Annotated in this window: 18 protein-coding genes; 7 read left to right on the forward strand and 11 right to left on the reverse strand. The window is 62.4% G+C overall.

Going from position 1 to position 15,387, the window contains the following annotated elements:
- The first annotated feature begins 175 nt into the window (after nucleotides 1-175).
- A complete protein-coding gene (locus K5E37_RS15035) occupies nucleotides 176-796 on the forward strand; it encodes a cell wall hydrolase (RefSeq protein ID WP_085602809.1) in 621 nt (206 codons plus the stop codon).
- Here K5E37_RS15035 and K5E37_RS15040 read toward each other — a convergent pair.
- The gene (locus K5E37_RS15040) at nucleotides 793-1,680 is read right to left on the reverse strand and encodes a LysR family transcriptional regulator (protein ID WP_221534370.1); all 888 of its coding nucleotides are present in this window, start codon (nucleotides 1,678-1,680) and stop codon (nucleotides 793-795) included. The two genes, K5E37_RS15035 and K5E37_RS15040, sit on opposite strands and share 4 nt — an antisense overlap.
- Before the next feature lie 103 nt (nucleotides 1,681-1,783).
- On the opposite strand from K5E37_RS15040, the gene K5E37_RS15045 reads away from it, so the two are divergent.
- Nucleotides 1,784-3,184, forward strand: coding sequence for an MFS transporter (locus K5E37_RS15045; protein ID WP_221534272.1), 1,401 nt, complete (start codon nucleotides 1,784-1,786; stop codon nucleotides 3,182-3,184).
- Here K5E37_RS15045 and K5E37_RS15050 read toward each other — a convergent pair.
- From K5E37_RS15050 to K5E37_RS15065, 4 genes are all read right to left on the reverse strand, one after another.
- Nucleotides 3,129-4,544 (reverse strand): heavy metal sensor histidine kinase, encoded by a 1,416-nt coding sequence (locus tag K5E37_RS15050; RefSeq protein ID WP_221534274.1) that lies wholly within the window; start codon nucleotides 4,542-4,544, stop codon nucleotides 3,129-3,131. The two genes, K5E37_RS15045 and K5E37_RS15050, sit on opposite strands and share 56 nt — an antisense overlap.
- Nucleotides 4,541-5,212: a heavy metal response regulator transcription factor gene (locus K5E37_RS15055; protein ID WP_039767117.1), complete on the reverse strand. Its 672-nt coding sequence runs from the start codon at nucleotides 5,210-5,212 to the stop codon at nucleotides 4,541-4,543. Before K5E37_RS15055 ends, K5E37_RS15050 begins: the two co-directional genes overlap by 4 nt.
- Before the next feature lie 12 nt (nucleotides 5,213-5,224).
- Nucleotides 5,225-5,482 (reverse strand): DUF2790 domain-containing protein, encoded by a 258-nt coding sequence (locus tag K5E37_RS15060; protein ID WP_085602814.1) that lies wholly within the window; start codon nucleotides 5,480-5,482, stop codon nucleotides 5,225-5,227.
- A gap of 147 nt (nucleotides 5,483-5,629) precedes the next feature.
- Nucleotides 5,630-6,343, reverse strand: coding sequence for a murein L,D-transpeptidase catalytic domain family protein (locus tag K5E37_RS15065; protein ID WP_007950579.1), 714 nt, complete (start codon nucleotides 6,341-6,343; stop codon nucleotides 5,630-5,632).
- Between the two features lie 151 nt (nucleotides 6,344-6,494).
- On the opposite strand from K5E37_RS15065, the gene K5E37_RS15070 reads away from it, so the two are divergent.
- Nucleotides 6,495-8,108: a murein L,D-transpeptidase gene (locus K5E37_RS15070; RefSeq protein ID WP_085602816.1), complete on the forward strand. Its 1,614-nt coding sequence runs from the start codon at nucleotides 6,495-6,497 to the stop codon at nucleotides 8,106-8,108.
- A gap of 30 nt (nucleotides 8,109-8,138) precedes the next feature.
- On the opposite strand, the gene K5E37_RS15075 is transcribed toward K5E37_RS15070, so the two are convergent.
- Nucleotides 8,139-8,879, reverse strand: a complete 741-nt coding sequence (locus K5E37_RS15075) for a hypothetical protein (RefSeq protein ID WP_085666530.1) — start codon at nucleotides 8,877-8,879, stop codon at nucleotides 8,139-8,141.
- On the opposite strand from K5E37_RS15075, the gene K5E37_RS15080 reads away from it, so the two are divergent.
- Complete coding sequence (locus K5E37_RS15080; protein ID WP_221534277.1) at nucleotides 8,878-9,078, forward strand: hypothetical protein; 201 nt, start codon at nucleotides 8,878-8,880, stop codon at nucleotides 9,076-9,078. The genes K5E37_RS15075 and K5E37_RS15080 overlap by 2 nt on opposite strands.
- Before the next feature lie 289 nt (nucleotides 9,079-9,367).
- Here the strand turns inward: K5E37_RS15080 and K5E37_RS15085 are convergent, their stop codons facing one another.
- A complete protein-coding gene (locus tag K5E37_RS15085; protein WP_221534279.1) occupies nucleotides 9,368-9,883 on the reverse strand; it encodes a DoxX family protein in 516 nt (171 codons plus the stop codon).
- Nucleotides 9,884-9,940: 57 nt separating this feature from the next.
- Nucleotides 9,941-10,144, reverse strand: coding sequence for a hypothetical protein (locus tag K5E37_RS15090; RefSeq protein WP_007950576.1), 204 nt, complete (start codon nucleotides 10,142-10,144; stop codon nucleotides 9,941-9,943).
- A gap of 241 nt (nucleotides 10,145-10,385) precedes the next feature.
- Here K5E37_RS15090 and glsB point away from each other — a divergent pair, with 241 nt between their 5' ends.
- Complete coding sequence (glsB, locus tag K5E37_RS15095; RefSeq protein WP_085602824.1) at nucleotides 10,386-11,294, forward strand: glutaminase B; 909 nt, start codon at nucleotides 10,386-10,388, stop codon at nucleotides 11,292-11,294.
- Between the two features lie 69 nt (nucleotides 11,295-11,363).
- Nucleotides 11,364-12,866 carry an aldehyde dehydrogenase family protein gene (locus K5E37_RS15100; protein WP_221534281.1) on the forward strand — a complete coding sequence of 501 codons (1,503 nt, stop codon included), beginning with the start codon at nucleotides 11,364-11,366 and terminating at the stop codon, nucleotides 12,864-12,866.
- A 48-nt stretch (nucleotides 12,867-12,914) separates the two neighbouring features.
- On the opposite strand, the gene K5E37_RS15105 is transcribed toward K5E37_RS15100, so the two are convergent.
- The 3 genes from K5E37_RS15105 to cynS all read right to left on the reverse strand — a co-directional run bounded on the left by K5E37_RS15105 (nucleotide 12,915) and on the right by cynS (nucleotide 14,372).
- The gene (locus tag K5E37_RS15105) at nucleotides 12,915-13,574 is read right to left on the reverse strand and encodes a carbonic anhydrase (protein WP_007950573.1); all 660 of its coding nucleotides are present in this window, start codon (nucleotides 13,572-13,574) and stop codon (nucleotides 12,915-12,917) included.
- A gap of 11 nt (nucleotides 13,575-13,585) precedes the next feature.
- The gene (locus K5E37_RS15110) at nucleotides 13,586-13,822 is read right to left on the reverse strand and encodes a DUF2790 domain-containing protein (protein ID WP_221534285.1); all 237 of its coding nucleotides are present in this window, start codon (nucleotides 13,820-13,822) and stop codon (nucleotides 13,586-13,588) included.
- An 85-nt stretch (nucleotides 13,823-13,907) separates the two neighbouring features.
- A complete protein-coding gene (cynS, locus tag K5E37_RS15115; protein WP_221534287.1) occupies nucleotides 13,908-14,372 on the reverse strand; it encodes a cyanase in 465 nt (154 codons plus the stop codon).
- A 120-nt stretch (nucleotides 14,373-14,492) separates the two neighbouring features.
- Here cynS and cynR point away from each other — a divergent pair, with 120 nt between their 5' ends.
- Nucleotides 14,493-15,371 (forward strand): transcriptional regulator CynR, encoded by an 879-nt coding sequence (gene cynR / locus K5E37_RS15120; RefSeq protein ID WP_221534290.1) that lies wholly within the window; start codon nucleotides 14,493-14,495, stop codon nucleotides 15,369-15,371.
- The last annotated feature ends 16 nt before the right edge of the window (nucleotides 15,372-15,387 follow it).

The raw sequence follows: 15,387 nt of genomic DNA on the forward strand, positions 1-15,387 counted from the left end.
GCACATCATGCGCGAAAGGGCCCCGGTTCGTGCAATGTCTTTTTCTTCATGGCGCTGATTTTTCTGCGGAACGATGCCATGAAAATTGCCGTCTACACTTCGCGAAGAGCCCGGGATCCGGGCGTCTCAGCCATATAACACTTCGCCCGCATCGGGCCCTGCCGGAAGGATGATCATGCGATTGAACGGGTTGCTTTGCTGTCTTGCGTTGACCCTGCTGAGCGGCGCGGCACTGGCCACCGATCAGGCTCCGATCAAGGAAAAGGCCGAAGCGAAAGCCGAGGTTCTGGAAGAGAAGGCTGCCGACAAACCCGACGCGCCCCCGGCACCCAAATCCGAAGCCATCACGCCGACCGAAGCACAGGCGGTCGACCCCGCCGGCGCTGCACCGCTGGACGATCCGATCACCTGTCTGGCACGCAGTATCTATTGGGAAGCCAAAGGCAAGGACAACGCCGACATGGAAGGCGTGGCGAGCGTGGTGATGAATCGCCTCGGGCATGACGGCTTTCCAGGTACGGTGTGCGAGGTGGTCAAACAGGGCTCGGAAACCAAGAGCTGCCAGTTTTCCTGGTGGTGCGACGGGCGCCCGGATCAGGTCAAGGAAGATGCCGAATACGCGCTGGCCAAGGAAATCGCCGGCAAGGCGCTGAACCGACAGCTCACCGATCGCACCCACGGCGCGCTGTATTTCCACGACCGCAATGTTCATCCGAGCTGGGCGAAGGAATACACCAAGACCGCCGAGACCAAGAAATTCCTTTTCTATAAACCCACTGGCGGGGATGCGCGTTAGGCGCAGACTTCCCGCACGCAATTGCGCAGCCAGCGATGCGCCGGATCGGCGTCCATGCGCGGGTGCCAAAGCATCGACACGCTGATGTCCGGCATCCGGAATGGCAGGGCGAAGCTGTGCAGACCCGTGCGCAGTTTGCTGGTGTGACGTTCCGGGACGGTGGCGATCAGGTCCGACTCACGGACCAGCGTCAGCGCCGCCGAAAACCCGCCGAACGAGGTGACGATATCCCGCGTCAGGCCGAAGGCAAGCAGTGCTTCGTCCACCGGTCCGCTGCTGCGTCCACGGCGTGACACCAGAATGTGCTGGCCTGCGGCAAAGCGTTTGGCGCTGACCTTGCCGCTGCTCAGCGGATGCCCTTCACGCACCACGCCAATCCACTGATCGCGGAACAGAATGCGGCTGTGCAGCGTCGGGTCGGTGCTGTCGTCGACCACGCCGGTTTCCAGATCCACCCGGCCTACGCGCAATAGCGTGCTGTCTTTGTCAGCCTTTTGCACAAAGCGCAGGCGCACGCCGGACGCCTCTTCGGCGATGCGGGCGAGCAGGGCGGCGGCGAAGGTTTCGACAAAACCGTCGGTGTTGCGCAGGGTGAAGGTGCGGCGCAACTGGCCGGGATCGAGCACTTCTGCCGGGCGCAAAACCGCTTCGGCTTCCTGCACCAGATAACTGACCCGGTCGCGCAGCTCCAGCGCACGCGGGGTCGGCACCAGTCCGCGACCGGCGCGCACCAGCAGCGGATCCCCGGTGGTTTCGCGCAGCCGGGCCAGCGCCCGGCTCATGGCTGACGGACTCAAGCGCAGGCGTTCGGCGGCGCGGGCGACGCTGCCTTCGCTCAGCAGCACGTCGAGGGTGATCAACAGGTTCAGATCCGGCGCATTCATGACATGGCGTTCCATGCAGGTATCAAGTGCAAAGCATGCGTCTTGCGCCTTGTATTGTCGAGGCTCAGGCTATGTCCCATGACTTCTGCCCAGTGAGCCCCCCATGCACCGAGAACCCCTGAGCCCTTCAGCCCGCTGGGCGCTGACCAGTCTGGCGCTGTCGATGCTGATGCCGTCGCTCGACACCAGCATCGCCAACGCCGGACTGCCCACGCTGGCGGCGGCGTTCGATGCGACGTTTCAACAAGTGCAGTGGATCGTGCTGGCCTATCTGCTGGCGGTCACCACGTTGATTGTCAGCGTCGGGCGTTTGGGTGATGGGTTCGGGCGGCGGCGCTTGCTGTTGATCGGCATCGGCATTTTTACCGCCGCTTCGCTGGCTTGTGCACTGGCGCCGAGCCTGGCCTCGCTGATCGGTGCGCGGGCGGTGCAGGGCCTGGGCGCGGCGATCATGTTCGCGTTGACGGTGGCGCTGGTGGCCGACGCGGTGCCCAAATCCCGGGCCGGCAGTGCGATGGGCTTGCTGGCTACGATGTCAGCGACCGGCACCACCCTCGGGCCGTCGCTCGGCGGGCTGTTGATGGCGCATGTCGGCTGGCAGTCGATCTTTGTGATCAACGTGCCGTTGGGCTTGCTCAATGCGTGGTTGGTGTATCGCTATCTGCCGAAGGATCGGATCGTACGTTCGGGTGTTGCATTTGATTATCCCGGCACCGCCGTACTGATGCTGACGCTGGCGGCCTATGCGCTGGCGATGACAATCGAAGGACTTACCCCGACGTTGCTGTTGCTCAGTCTGTTGGGCGTGGGGTTGTTCATCCTGGTCGAGAAACGGAGCAAGGCGCCGCTGATTCACCTGTCATTGTTCACCGACACGCGAATCAGCAGCAGTCTGGCGCTGACGTTGCTGGTCACGACGGTGATGATGACCACGCTCGTGGTCGGGCCGTTTTACCTGAGCCGAGGTTTGGGGCTCACCAGCACTCAGGTCGGCCTGGTGTTGTCGATCGGGCCGTTGCTGGCGGCATTCGGCGGCGTACCGGCCGGGCGGCTGGTGGATCGTTTCGGCGCGCGGCGGATGGTGCCGGGCGCGTTGCTCGGACTGGCTTGCGGTTGCGGTTTGCTGGCGCTGTTTCCGGTGAGTTTCGGAGTGCTTGCATACGTGCTGCCGATCACGGTGGTTGCCTTGAGTTACGCGCTGTTCCAGGCTGCCAACAACACCGGGTTGATGTCCGGCGTTGCTCAGGATCAGCGCGGCGTGGTTTCGGCCATGCTCGGGTTGTCGCGCAATCTGGGCCTGATCACCGGGGCGGCGGCGATGGGCGCGGTGTTTGCACTGGCCACGGACGATCCGACTCAGGCACCGACCGCGGTCATCGCAGGCGGCTTGCACATGACCTTCGGTGTGGCCACGGCGTTGATGTTCGCGGCGTTTGCGCTCGGTGCCTTCACGCACCTGCGTCTCGCGTCTCCCGTGCCGGAAAGAACAGTTCAAAGCAGGTGATGCCGTCGGCGCTGCTGACGCTGTAGCGGCCCTGATGCAACTGCATGATGGTCGCGACAATCGACAGGCCCAGCCCGTTGGATTGGGCGGAGCGCTCGCGGGACGGATCGACGCGATAGAAACGCTCGAACAGCCGCGACAAATGTTCCGCCGGAATCGTCGCGCCCTGATTGCGTACCCGCAGGTAGCTACCGTCCGCTTCGGCGATGGCTTCGACCTGCAACGTTGAATCCGCCGCGCCGTACTTGATCGCGTTGGCGCACAGATTGGCCAGCGCCCGACGCAGCAGCATCGGCTCGGCCCAGATCACGCCGCTGCCACTGGCCTCGATGGTGACGCCGACATCGGCGGCCAGGCCTTCGAAGTAATCGGCAATGCGTTGCATCTCATCGCCGGCGTCCAGTTCCTGCCGCTGGCTCAGCGCGCTGGCCGGGTCGGTGCGGGCGAGAAACAGCATGTTGTCGAGCATCCGCGCCAGCCGTTCGAGTTCTTCGACGTTGGAGGCGAGCAGCTGCTGATAGGCGTCGACGCTGCGATTCTGTTGCAACGCGACCTGGGTTTCACCGAGCAGGTTGTTGATCGGCGTGCGCAGTTCGTGGGCCATGTCGGTGGAGACTTGGCTCAGTTGCGCAACCCCTCGGTCGAGCCGGTCCAACATCGCATTGAAGGCTTCGATCATCGGCTGCAATTCCCGGGGCGTGCCTTGGCGGTCGAGGCGTTCGCCGAGGTTGGCGATGCCGATCCCGTGGGCATGCCGGGCAATTCGCCGCAACGGCAGCAGGCCGCGATACACCAGCAGGCAGCCGACCAGCGCCAGCACGATCGCGGCCAATGATGCGAGGCCGTACACACTGAGCCGGTAATTGGCGAGCATTGCCGTGCGCTCGGTCATCAGGCGTCCGGTGAGCACCTGCAGGTTGCCCAGATCGCCCGAGTCGATGGTCGCCGCCACCGCCGAAAACGGCACACCGTCGACGCTCGGCAAGTGCTGTACATCGCTCAGGGCCATCGGATGATCGATCGGTACGGCGGGCAAGTTCGGGGTGGCGAGGTTGCCGGGGTTGACCACCAGCAGCGGCGGCTGGCCGGGTGCGCCGATGGTCAGCAAGGCTTCGCGGTTGCCGAGCATGTTCTGAAACAGCGCCGGCTTGTTCTTGATCAGTTCCAGGGTATTGCTGTCGTTGAGGAAGGTGCGCAACTGATCGACGCGACTGACCAACTGAATGTCGTCGCGGCGAATCAGCGCTGCTTCCAGTTGGTTGTACAGCGCCGCGCCCAGGCCTGCCAGCGCGGCGAAGGCAAGCACGGCGAAGACCAGCGCCAGACGCAAAGTCAGAGAATAAGTGCCGGCGACTTTCATGGCTGGGTATCGAAGCGGTAGCCGATACCGCGCACGCTGTGGATCAGCTTGAGCGGGAAAGGATCGTCGATCTTCGCCCGCAGGCGGCGCACGGCGACATCGACCACATTGGTGTCGCTGTCGAAATTCATGTCCCACACCCGCGAGGCGATCAGCGAACGCGACAGCACTTGCCCGGTGTGGGTGGCGAACAGTTGCAGCAGGGCGAATTCCTTGTTGGTCAGGGTGATCCGGTTGCCGGCGCGGCTGACCCGACGCTTGAGCACGTCGATCTGCAGATCGGCCACCTGCAATTGCTCCTCTTCATGGATCGGCCCGCGCCGGGTCAGGGTGCGCAGGCGCGCCACCAGTTCGGCGAAGGAAAACGGCTTGATCAGGTAATCGTCGGCGCCCAGTTCCAGGCCTTTGACCCGGTCGGCGATGTCGTCGCGGGCAGTCAGGAACAGCACCGGCGTGTCGGTTTCCTTGCGCAGCCGGCGCAGGACTTCCCAGCCATCCATTTTCGGCATCATCACGTCCAGCACGATCACGTCGAAGTCGAACTCCAGCGCCAGGTGCAGACCGTCGGCGCCGTCCCGGGCCAGGCTCACGCTGTAGCCCAGTTCCTGCAAGCCGTTGAGCAGATAATTGCCGGCCTTGGGTTCGTCTTCGACAACAAGGATATTCATGGGCACTGTGCCTCAATTGTCATTGATGCAGCCGCTGCCTTGCACCTGATAGTCCAGCACATGTTCACGGCCCTGGTGGTCGAGGTAGTTGAGCTGCGCGGGGATCACGCCGCAAGCCTGGGAAATATCGGTGCTGGAGAGGACTTTGTCGACATCCAGGTGCACGTAGAAGCCGTTGGTGTCGTGAATGACCGTGCGCTCAGGCATTTCAGCGGCGAACACGGAACCGGTGGCGAGGAGGGCGGTGAAGGCGAGGATCAGGGTTTTCATGATGGGTCACTCGAGTCGTTGAAGTTGATCGGCGTTCTGGCCGGGACAACTTCAAGCTACCGGGCGATCCGCTCGGCAAACCGACAACTCGATGACAAATCTGTAATAAACCGAACCTGTGGGAGCCAGCGCACTCCCACAGAGTATTCAGCTGGCGTGGGTGCTGAGAATGCTCGCGATCTGTTGTGGCTGGCAGTTGAGGTACGGCGAGGATTTCAGCCACTGCTGATCCGGGTACCAGGAGAACATGAATTGGCCATTCTTCAGACTGTCGATCACCCGTTTGGCAACCTGCGGTCGCACCGCCGGGCAACCCTGGCTGCGGCCCAGACGGCCGGTACGTTTGCTCCAGAACGGGTTCACGTAGTCGGCGGCGTGGATCACGATGGCGCGGTCACGGGCCATGTCGTTGACGCCCGGTTCCAGACCGTCCATGCGCAGCGAGTAACCGTGGGTGCCCTGGTAACTTTCCTGGGTGCGGAACAGGCCGAGGCTGGACTGAAAACTGCCTTCACGGTTGGAGAACCGGGTGGCGAAGTTTTCCCCGGAGTTCGAACCGTGGGCGACCAGATCGCGCAGCACCAGTTTTTTCCGGGTCAGGTCGAAGATCCACAACCGGCGCTCGGTGGACGGCTGCGAATAGTCGATGATCGCCAGGTGACGGGACTGCTTCGCGCCGTTGTTGATCGCACATTGCATGGCGTTCAAGGCACCTTTCAGCGCCTGGGGATTGAGTTCCGGAGCGGCGTGCGCGAGGCTGGTGTACAGAACCGGCGAAGAGGTGCCGGCGGCAAAGGCTGGACTGGTCAGCACGCCAATGGCGGTGGCAGTCAGCAGAAGTCGGCGCAAAAACGTCAACATTTAACGTGAGTCTCCACTTGCTACTTGTTTGGCACTTAGGCTCCTGACGTCCAGTCGTCCCCGGCAGACCCGCGAATCGGGCCTGACTGTTCACCGCACCTGAGGTAAGGTTGACCGTCAATCAGGACGGCCATGGATTGGAGTAAAGCAGTTGTTCAAAAAGTACGCATGCTACTTGAGCATTTGTTTGCTCGCTGCGCCGTTTGTCGCTTGCGCCGAAGAGCCGTTGCCGGGACTCCCGACGCTGCCGCCCGTGCCGACGGAAATGCCCATCGAGCCGCAGAGCCCGTTGCAGGCTGCGCTGATCAGTCTGCCCCAGGCGTGCCCGACGATCGGCACCAGCCTCAGCGGCCCGGCGCTGGATCAGTTGCGCGCCTTCTACCAGCAGCAGGACTGGCTGCCGGTATGGGCCGATGGCGGGCAATTGCCGGCCTTGCATGCGCAATTGCAGCTGTTGGCCGACGATGGCCTGAACCCGAAACGCTACCCGGTGGCGCTCACTGCCCCGCAGGACGGCGAACTGTGCGCCGACATCGAGATCAGCCGTTACTACCTGCAAGCCCTGCAAGATCTGCATTACGGCCGCCTGTTGCAATCGCACTTCGAACCGCTGTGGCATTCCGACGAAACGCCACGCGACCGACAGGCCGAATTGCTCGCCATCGCCGTACCGGGCGTGCGCAACGTTCCGGCCGCCTTCGATCTGGCCCGCCCGCAGCTGGCGCAGTACCAGAATCTGCGTCATCTCTACGCAGCTCAACGCCTGAAAGCCTTGCCGCAGTGGACATCGGTGGGCAACGGCCCGTTGCTGCGTCCGGACATGGAAGACAAACGCGTGCCGGAACTGGCCCGACGGCTGTACAGCGAAGGCTACCTGAGCAGTGTGGTCGGCACGCCGGACAACGCTTATCACGGCGTATTGGTGGAGGCGGTGAAGAGCTTTCAGGCCAACCATTCGTTACAGGCCGACGGAGTGGTCGGTCCGGGAACGATTGCCGAACTCAACATCAGTCCGCTGACCCGTCGCGAACAGTTGCGGGTCAACCTTGAACGTTTCCGCTGGATGGCTCAGGACATGGAGCCGGACGGTCTGCTGGTCAACGTCGCCGCTGCCGAACTGACGCTTTATCAGGGTGGCCTGCCGGTGTGGCAGACCCGCACCCAGGTCGGGCGCGCCGAGCGCCAGACCCCGCTGCTCAAATCCCGAGTCACACGCCTGACCCTGAACCCGACCTGGACCGTGCCGCCGACCATCTGGAAGGAAGACAAACTGCCGGAGATCCGCAAGGACCAGACCTTCCTCAGCCGTCAGAACCTGCAAGTGCTCGACGCCAACGGCCAGCCGCTGGCCGCCGCCGACATCGACTGGGACAACCCCGGCAACATCCTTCTGCGTCAGGACGCCGGGCCGCGCAACCCGCTGGGGCAAATGGTCATTCGGTTCCCCAACCCGTTCTCGGTGTACCTGCACGACACGCCGAGCAAGGCGCTGTTCGACAAGGGGCCACGGGCTTTCAGCTCCGGCTGCGTGCGGGTCGAGCATCCGATGAAGCTGCGCGACTTCCTGCTCAGCCCGGCGGAGAAGGCGCGCACCGACACCTTGCTCGCCACCGGCACGACTCACGAGTTCCGGTTGAGCAATCCGGTGCCGATCCTCATGACTTACTGGACGGCACAGGTCGATGGCCAGGGTCGTGTGCTTTACGCGCCGGACATCTACAGCCGAGACAGCGCGTTGCTGGCGGGGCTGGACCGGGCGCATTGATTTTTGCGGTTTGACTCGCCTGGCGGCAGGTCATTTTTTGAGGAAGGACAGGATGTTTGTCTGTGTCCCTTTCGAAGCGGCGCCGCTCAGGATTTCGCTCATGGAAAACAACTTGCTGGGATTGTAGGTGCCGCCGTTGTAGAGCATGACACCGTTCACCGTTGCCTCGAAAAACGCCCTCCGGAGTTTCAGATGGCAAATACTGTTCTTGAGGTCAGTCAGGACGGCATCGGCACTGGCATTGACCAGATCGGACATGTTTCGGACGTCGAACAGCAGGATCTGCATGACCTTGCTCCCCATCAGTTTTTTTCTAGCCGTCAATTGATTCTCAATGCTGCGCCCGCCAAATCCCTTGTCTGTCCAGAAGGTATCGGACATATAGATTTTGAAGTTGTTGACTCGCGGCGTTTTCAGTTCGATGGCGTAAAAAACGCTGTTCAACATGACGAAATAGTCCGGGTAGGAGACTCTTCCCGCCTGGCAGTAACCTTCTGCCATCGGATTTTCTTCGCGACCGATGACCAATTCGCCACCGGAAGTTTGTCTGACAGTGAACGCCCCATCTCCGGTGACACCTGGCTCAGGAACAGTGCAGGTGCTTTCCGATCCCGGGTTGTAAGCGCCGAAATTTTTGTCCCGTCGCAGGAAGGTGTAGCCGACCCCCTGCAACACCTCATAGAGCACCGCTTGGGATTCGCTCTCTTTGATCACCGCCCGATGATGTAGATATAGCTCGTCGTCCCGCTGTTTGTATTCGGTCACTTCCATGGCCATCGAGGATGAGGCTGCTGCCGCCATCATCGGATCTGAGGATGAAGCGAACCCGAACGAAGGGCTTGATGATGGGGACGGGGTGGAAAATGGCGCGCCGATGAATGGCGCAAGTGTTGAAGAAAACGGATTCCCGCCGAGCGAAATTGAAGGTGGAAACGATGTGCCCGGCATATTCAACGGCACGGTGTTATGAGCGCTGTTGATGCGCACACAGGGCATGCTGCTGAGTGTGGAGGGCGGCATCATGTGGTGCTCGGATCGGATTATTCTCCGATTGCACTGGCTGCAAACCGCAAGACCCCATTCTGACTCGATGATCTTTTCATCACTGGCGCACCAGTGCATGCCTTCACATTGATAGAAATGTGTCATTCCCTGACCCTGCTGTTGTCACGCATGGAAGAAACCACGGCAGCACCCGTGGGATCTCAATCGAGCCTAGCAGAAGTTGGCGGGTGCGCACTGGCGGCGGAGGGTGAGCTTCAACGATTGGTGCGCTTCCAGAAGAACCGCGCCAGCCACGCATCCACGCTCAACTTGCCTGCCCCGGCAAACACCAGCGGCACCAGCGCAGCCAGATAAATCGCCGGCAGTTTGAAGTTGCCGAACCCCTTGTTGGTGATCGCGTAACCCTGGGCCAGCTCGCTCAGCGATGACCAGTCCGCCGGCCAGTGCACGGCAGCGGTGGCAACGACGGTCACGACAATCAGCGAAATCGCCGAAATCCGCGTGCCGAATCCGACCAGGATTGCCAGTGCGCAGATCAGCTCGGCCCACATCGACAGCTCCCAGTTCAGCGTGGCGGGCAAGTGGTCGAAGGGAAACGGAAACCGCTCCTGAATGTCTTCGAACCAGTTCTGGCCGTTGAATTTCTCCAGTCCCGATTCGAAAAATTCCCAGGCGATGAACAGGCGCAAGGTCAGCGGCGCGAGCCACTGGCCGGCGCGGTCGAGGTTCACATGCAGGCCTTTGACGGCCGACGAGAGAGCTGTGGTCATGGGAAGGCTCCATTCATTCAAGAGAAAACGGGGCACCGACGTGCCCCGAAAAAAGGGTTACTCGCCGGCGCCGCACTTGCCTTCGCCGCATTTGCCTTCCGAGGTTTTTTCCGCAGAGTCGGCCTTGGCCTGGGTCTGGCTGTAGCCGTGATCCAGTTGCTTGACGCTGAACGCTTCCGAGGCCGAAGCCGCGTTGGACAGGGCCAGGCCACCGGCAAGCAGCAGGCCGAGAGTCAGGGAGGTTTTCGAGAGCTTGGTCATGGTGAATCTCCGATGCGATGTTTGAGTTCAAAGGCTTGATCGGGGCTGCCGATCGACAGGTTCATTTGAACGCCGGGCTGTATCGCTGATGTGTCGCGAAGGGCCGGATTTGTGCGCGGGATGTGTCGGGTAGCGGGCCGTACACACTGCGATACACAGACCCGGTGTGATTCGATTGCCGGGCGCAGCGTCTAGCCACGGTGTCCCCGCAATCCCATGGGGCGAGACTTCGGAACCCGGCATGCAAGCGCTGTTGAACGAGATCCTTGACGCTGTCCGGCCCCTGATCGGGCAGGGCAAGGTGGCTGACTACATTCCCGCCCTCGGCACCGTGCCGGCCAATCAACTGGGCATCGCCGTGTATGGCAACGACGGCGAGATGTATTGCGCCGGTGACGCCGAGACGCTGTTCTCGGTGCAGAGTATTTCCAAGGTGTTCAGCCTGGTGCAGGCCATCGAACATTCCGGCGAGGCGATCTGGGAGCGCCTGGGCCACGAGCCGTCCGGCCAGCCTTTCAACTCGCTGGTGCAGTTGGAATTCGAACGCGGCCGCCCGCGCAATCCGTTCATCAATGCCGGGGCGCTGGTGATCTGCGACATCAACCAGTCGCGCTTTGCGGCACCGGCATTGTCGATGCGCGATTTCGTGCGACGGTTGTCGGGCAACCCGCAGGTGATGGTCGACGGCAAGGTCGCCGATTCCGAATACCAGCATCGCGCGCGCAACGCGGCGATGGCGTACCTGATGCAATCCTTCGGCAACTTCCACAACGACGTTGAGGCGGTGCTGCGCAGCTACTTCAGCCACTGCGCGTTGCGCATGAACTGCATCGACCTGGCCCGGGCCTTCTGTTTCCTGGCCAACGACGGTTTCTGCAAGCACAGCGGCGAGCAGATACTTACTCGCCGCCAGACCCAGCAAGTCAACTCGATCATGGCCACCAGTGGTCTCTACGACGAGGCCGGCAACTTTGCCTACCGCGTCGGCCTGCCCGGCAAGAGCGGCGTCGGTGGCGGTATCGTTGCGGTGGTGCCGGGGCAGTTCACTGTGTGCGTGTGGTCGCCGGAACTGAACACGGCGGGCAATTCGCTGGCAGGGATGGCGGCGCTGGAAATGCTCAGTTCGCGGATTGGCTGGTCGGTATTCTGAGGCCGTGTTGCTTTGAGGGAGGCCAACCTATACATTTTCCGGCCGCCCTCAATATGGTGAATCCGCTCCATGTCTCTCGCGCTCGAACGTCTCGTCGCTGGCACGCCTATCCCTTTCGCCGGTAACCGCGTCACCGTGGTCAGCCCCGAACTGGCCGAGCGTTTCCGACCCGGCGACCACCTGCTGGTGGAGCAGGTGAGCGGCGAGCTGTTGCTGATTCCGGTGGTGGATCAGCAGGCCGCATCGGTGGCGATCGAGCGTGCAGCGGCGGCGTTTACTGCGTTGTCCGCTGTGCCGGATGAGGCCATCAGCCGCTTCTTTGATCTGTTCGCGCAACGTCTGGAAAACCCGGACGCCTGGGCGCTGATCGAAACCGCCAACCTCGCCGACATCGAACGAGCCAAGGCTCGCGGTCGTTCCACTACCCGTTTGCTCGCCGACGAGCGCATGCGCCGCGACATGATCGCCGGCCTGCGCGCCTGGCGTGATGCGCCGGCCACCCGTGGCAAAGTGATCAGCAGCGTCGAGCATGACGGCTGGAAGGTCGAGCAGGTGGTGTCGCCGCTGGGCATCGTCGCATTCGTGTTCGAAGGCCGGCCAAACGTCTTCGCCGACGCCGCCGGTGTATTGCGCACCGGCAACACCGCCGTGCTGCGCATTGGCAGCGATGCGCTGGGCACCGCGCAAGCCATTGTCACTCACGCCTTGAACCCGGCGCTGGCCGATGCCGGTCTGCCGGCGGGTGCGGTGTCGCTGGTGGAGAGCGTCAACCACGCCGCCGGTTGGGCGATGTTCGCCGACCGGCGTCTGTCGCTGGCGGTGGCCCGTGGTTCGGGCCGTGCGGTCAGCCAGTTGGGCAGCATCGCCCAACAGGCCGGCACCGCCGTCAGCCTGCACGGCACCGGAGGCGCGTGGCTGATTGCTGATCGCGATGCCGACGCCAAGCGCTTTGCCGCTGTGGTGCGCAACTCGCTGGACCGCAAGGTTTGCAACACGCTGAACGTCTGCCTGATCCAGCGCGACCGCGCCGCCGAACTGGTGCCGCTGTTCCTCGACGCCTTGCAGCAAGCCGGTACCGCGCGCGGTCAGGGCTGCAAACTGCACATCGTCGAAGGCAGCGAAAGCTACCTGCCGAGCGACTGGCAGAACGCGACGGTCGAGGTCTATCGGGCCGAGGGTTACCAGACCGAAGCCCTGGCCGAACCCTTGCCGGAAGCGCAATTGGGCCGCGAGTGGGAATGGGAAGAAACCCCGGAAGCCAGCCTGATGATCGTCGACGATCTGGATCAGGCCATCGCGCTGTTCAATCGCTACAGCCCGCAGTTCACCGTGTCGTTGATCAGCGAAGATGCGGCGGTTCAGGAGCGTTTCTACAGCGCGGTCAACGCGCCGTTCGTGGGTAACGGCATCACCCGTTGGGTCGATGGCCAGTACGCGCTGAACAAGCCGGAACTGGGCCTTTCGAACTGGGAAAGCGGCCGCCTGTTTGCCCGCAGCGCGATCCTCTCCGGTGACGGCGTGTTCACCGTACGCAGCCGCATGACGCAGATCGATCTGGGCGTAAAACGCTGAACAGAACAACGCCGCGCCCGTCGCAATGACGGGTGCGGCGTTGTGTTTTCAAGCAGCATCGACTGCCTGACCGTACACCGCGCACGTCGACGGTTGCTCGGCCAGCGAGACGAAGGTACGGCGGTCGGCACTCAGCGCGTCGATCGAGCCGGTCTCGATGTCGTACACCCAGCCATGCAGATTCAGCAGGCCTTTCTCCTGGGCCAGGCGCACGCTCGGGTGAGTCTGGATGTTCGCCAGTTGCGCGATCACATTTTCCCGCACCATCGAACTCAGCTTGGCTGCGTCATTGGCGTGCGGCCGCGATTCGTTGACCACCTTCGCCGACTCGGCGTGTTGCAGCCAGCCACTGACGGCGGGCAGGTGATCCATGCATTTGCACTGGGCGATGGCGGTCATGGCGCCGCAATCGGAGTGGCCGCAGATCACGATGTCGGTCACGCCGAGCACGGCTACCGCGTATTCCACCGTTGCCGAAACCCCGCCCGGATGCGGGCTGTAGGACGGCACGATATTGCCGGCGTTGCGGATCACGAACAGCTCGCCGGGTTCTTGCTGGGTCAGCAGTTCCGGGACGACGCGGCTGTCGGAGCAGGTGATGAACAAGGTGCCCGGGGTTTGGGTAGTTGCCAGGTGTTTGAACAGTTCGGTGCGTTGCGGAAACGCTTCGTTCTGGAACTTCAGGAAGCCTTCGATCAGGTTTTTCATGGTGTGTCCTCTCAGTTCGAACAGCCGGTGCCGAATTCGCTGTATTGAAGAATGTGCTTTGCGCCGTGGCTGTCGAGGTAAGTCATCTCGACCGGCACCACGCCGCAGACGTCGGCGACCGGGGTGATGCTCACGACTTCAGCGATATCCAGAGACATGCCGTAGCGATAGGCGATGGCCTCTTCATCAGCCTGGGCCTGGGCGGCAAGGCCGGCGAGCAGGGCCAGGGTCAGCAGGATTTTTTGCATGGGGCAGCCTCCAGACAGATGTGGTGACGACTTGGCGATTCAGGTTTTGGAGGGGCCCGTACGCGGGGTGCGGGCCCGGGATGGATCAGAACGGACGCAGCGGGAGGAACTTGCCGTCGAGGGTGACCACGGCGCGGGAACCGCCTTCAGGGTCTTCGACTTTCTTGATGTCGAGTTTGAAGTTGATCGCGCTGATGATGCCGTCGCCGAACTGCTCGTGAACCAGCGCCTTCAGGGTGGTGCCGTAGATCTGGATCATCTCGTGGAAGCGGTAGATGGTCGGGTCGGTCGGCACACCGTCGAGGCTGCCGCGCAGCGGGATGATCTGCAGGGCGGCGACGTCTTCGGCGCTCAGCTCAAGCTTGTCACCGACCACTTCGGCCGCGGCTTTCGGCAGTGGATGCTGGCCGAGGAGGGCGGCGGTGACGTAGGCCAGGCTCAGGCCAGTGTCGTCGGCCAGATCCTGCCACGACAGGTTTTTCTGTGCCTTGGCATCCAGGGCGCGAGTGGTCAGGGCGATGCGGCTGTCGTTGTAGGCTTGGGATTGCATGGTGCTTCTCCTTTCGGGGTTGGCTTGCTGTGTGGAATTCATCTTCTGCCGATTGATCCATAGCGTCCAAGACCGATATACAATGCAAAGCATAAGCACTGCCTATAGATGGAGCGTTCCATGCTGCTGCGACATTTGCGATACCTGCTGGCCGTGGCCGATCACGGCGGCTTCACCCGGGCGGCCGAGGCGCTGCATGTGTCGCAGCCGACCCTGTCGCAACAGATCCGCCAACTGGAGGAAAGCCTCGGGGTGGATCTGTTCGACCGCACCTCGCGCTCGGTGAAACCGACTGACGCCGGGGAGGCCTATATCGAATGCGCGCGACGGGTGCTGGTGGAGCTGGAGGCGGGCAAGCGCGCGTTGCATGACGTGAAAGATCTGTCCCGAGGCTCACTGCGGCTGGCCATGACGCCGACGTTCATGGCGTACCTGGTGGGGCCGTTGGTGCGCGACTACGTGGCGCGGTATCCGGGGATTCACCTGGAGATTTTCGAGTTGTCGATGGACGACATCGAGGCCGGGCTGGCGGATGACTCGCTGGATATCGCGATTGCCTTCACGCCGGTGCGCAATCCGGACATTGAGTGCATTCCGGCGTTTGTCGAGACGTTGGGGGTGATGGTCGGGCGTGAACATCCGTTGTATGACAGCGCTTCTGTGCTGACGCCGGGTGACATTGCGCAACTGGATTTCGCCTTGCTGGCGCCGGACTTTTTCACTCGCCTGTCGATCGATGAGTACTTCCGCCAGAACGGCATCACGCCCAAGGTGCAGATCGAGGTGAATTCGGTGAGTACGTTGCTGGAAGTGATCCGGCATGCGCCGATTGCGACCATGTTGCCGGAAGCGCTTGCGACCGAGGACCGCGCGTTGCGCCGGTTGCGTGTGGAGAGCGAGGCGCCACAGCGGGGAGCGGCGTTGTTGCGGCGCCAGAACAACTACCACAGTGCGGCATCGGTGGCGTTCATGGAGATGGTGCTGGAAACCCGTTCATGAGCATTGTTTGCGAGCA

This window comes from Pseudomonas sp. RIT778, assembly GCF_019718735.1.
GTDB lineage: Bacteria > Pseudomonadota > Gammaproteobacteria > Pseudomonadales > Pseudomonadaceae > Aquipseudomonas > Aquipseudomonas aphyarum.

Bases quoted from the DNA above. Each gene is read 5' to 3' on its own strand.
- K5E37_RS15040 (WP_221534370.1), bottom strand. From the start codon at position 1,680: ATGAATGCGCCGGATCTGAACCTGTTGATCACCCTCGACGTGCTGCTG.
- K5E37_RS15075 (WP_085666530.1), bottom strand. From the start codon at position 8,879: ATGGAAGTGACCGAATACAAACAGCGGGACGACGAGCTATATCTACAT.
- cynR (WP_221534290.1), top strand. From the start codon at position 14,493: ATGCTGCTGCGACATTTGCGATACCTGCTGGCCGTGGCCGATCACGGC.
- K5E37_RS15080 (WP_221534277.1), top strand. From the start codon at position 8,878: ATGGCCATCGAGGATGAGGCTGCTGCCGCCATCATCGGATCTGAGGAT.
- K5E37_RS15065 (WP_007950579.1), bottom strand. From the start codon at position 6,343: ATGTTGACGTTTTTGCGCCGACTTCTGCTGACTGCCACCGCCATTGGC.
- K5E37_RS15045 (WP_221534272.1), top strand. From the start codon at position 1,784: ATGCACCGAGAACCCCTGAGCCCTTCAGCCCGCTGGGCGCTGACCAGT.
- glsB (WP_085602824.1), top strand. From the start codon at position 10,386: ATGCAAGCGCTGTTGAACGAGATCCTTGACGCTGTCCGGCCCCTGATC.
- K5E37_RS15105 (WP_007950573.1), bottom strand. From the start codon at position 13,574: ATGAAAAACCTGATCGAAGGCTTCCTGAAGTTCCAGAACGAAGCGTTT.
- K5E37_RS15110 (WP_221534285.1), bottom strand. From the start codon at position 13,822: ATGCAAAAAATCCTGCTGACCCTGGCCCTGCTCGCCGGCCTTGCCGCC.
- K5E37_RS15085 (WP_221534279.1), bottom strand. From the start codon at position 9,883: ATGACCACAGCTCTCTCGTCGGCCGTCAAAGGCCTGCATGTGAACCTC.
- K5E37_RS15090 (WP_007950576.1), bottom strand. From the start codon at position 10,144: ATGACCAAGCTCTCGAAAACCTCCCTGACTCTCGGCCTGCTGCTTGCC.
- K5E37_RS15100 (WP_221534281.1), top strand. From the start codon at position 11,364: ATGTCTCTCGCGCTCGAACGTCTCGTCGCTGGCACGCCTATCCCTTTC.
- K5E37_RS15035 (WP_085602809.1), top strand. From the start codon at position 176: ATGCGATTGAACGGGTTGCTTTGCTGTCTTGCGTTGACCCTGCTGAGC.
- K5E37_RS15060 (WP_085602814.1), bottom strand. From the start codon at position 5,482: ATGAAAACCCTGATCCTCGCCTTCACCGCCCTCCTCGCCACCGGTTCC.
- K5E37_RS15055 (WP_039767117.1), bottom strand. From the start codon at position 5,212: ATGAATATCCTTGTTGTCGAAGACGAACCCAAGGCCGGCAATTATCTG.
- cynS (WP_221534287.1), bottom strand. From the start codon at position 14,372: ATGCAATCCCAAGCCTACAACGACAGCCGCATCGCCCTGACCACTCGC.
- K5E37_RS15050 (WP_221534274.1), bottom strand. From the start codon at position 4,544: ATGAAAGTCGCCGGCACTTATTCTCTGACTTTGCGTCTGGCGCTGGTC.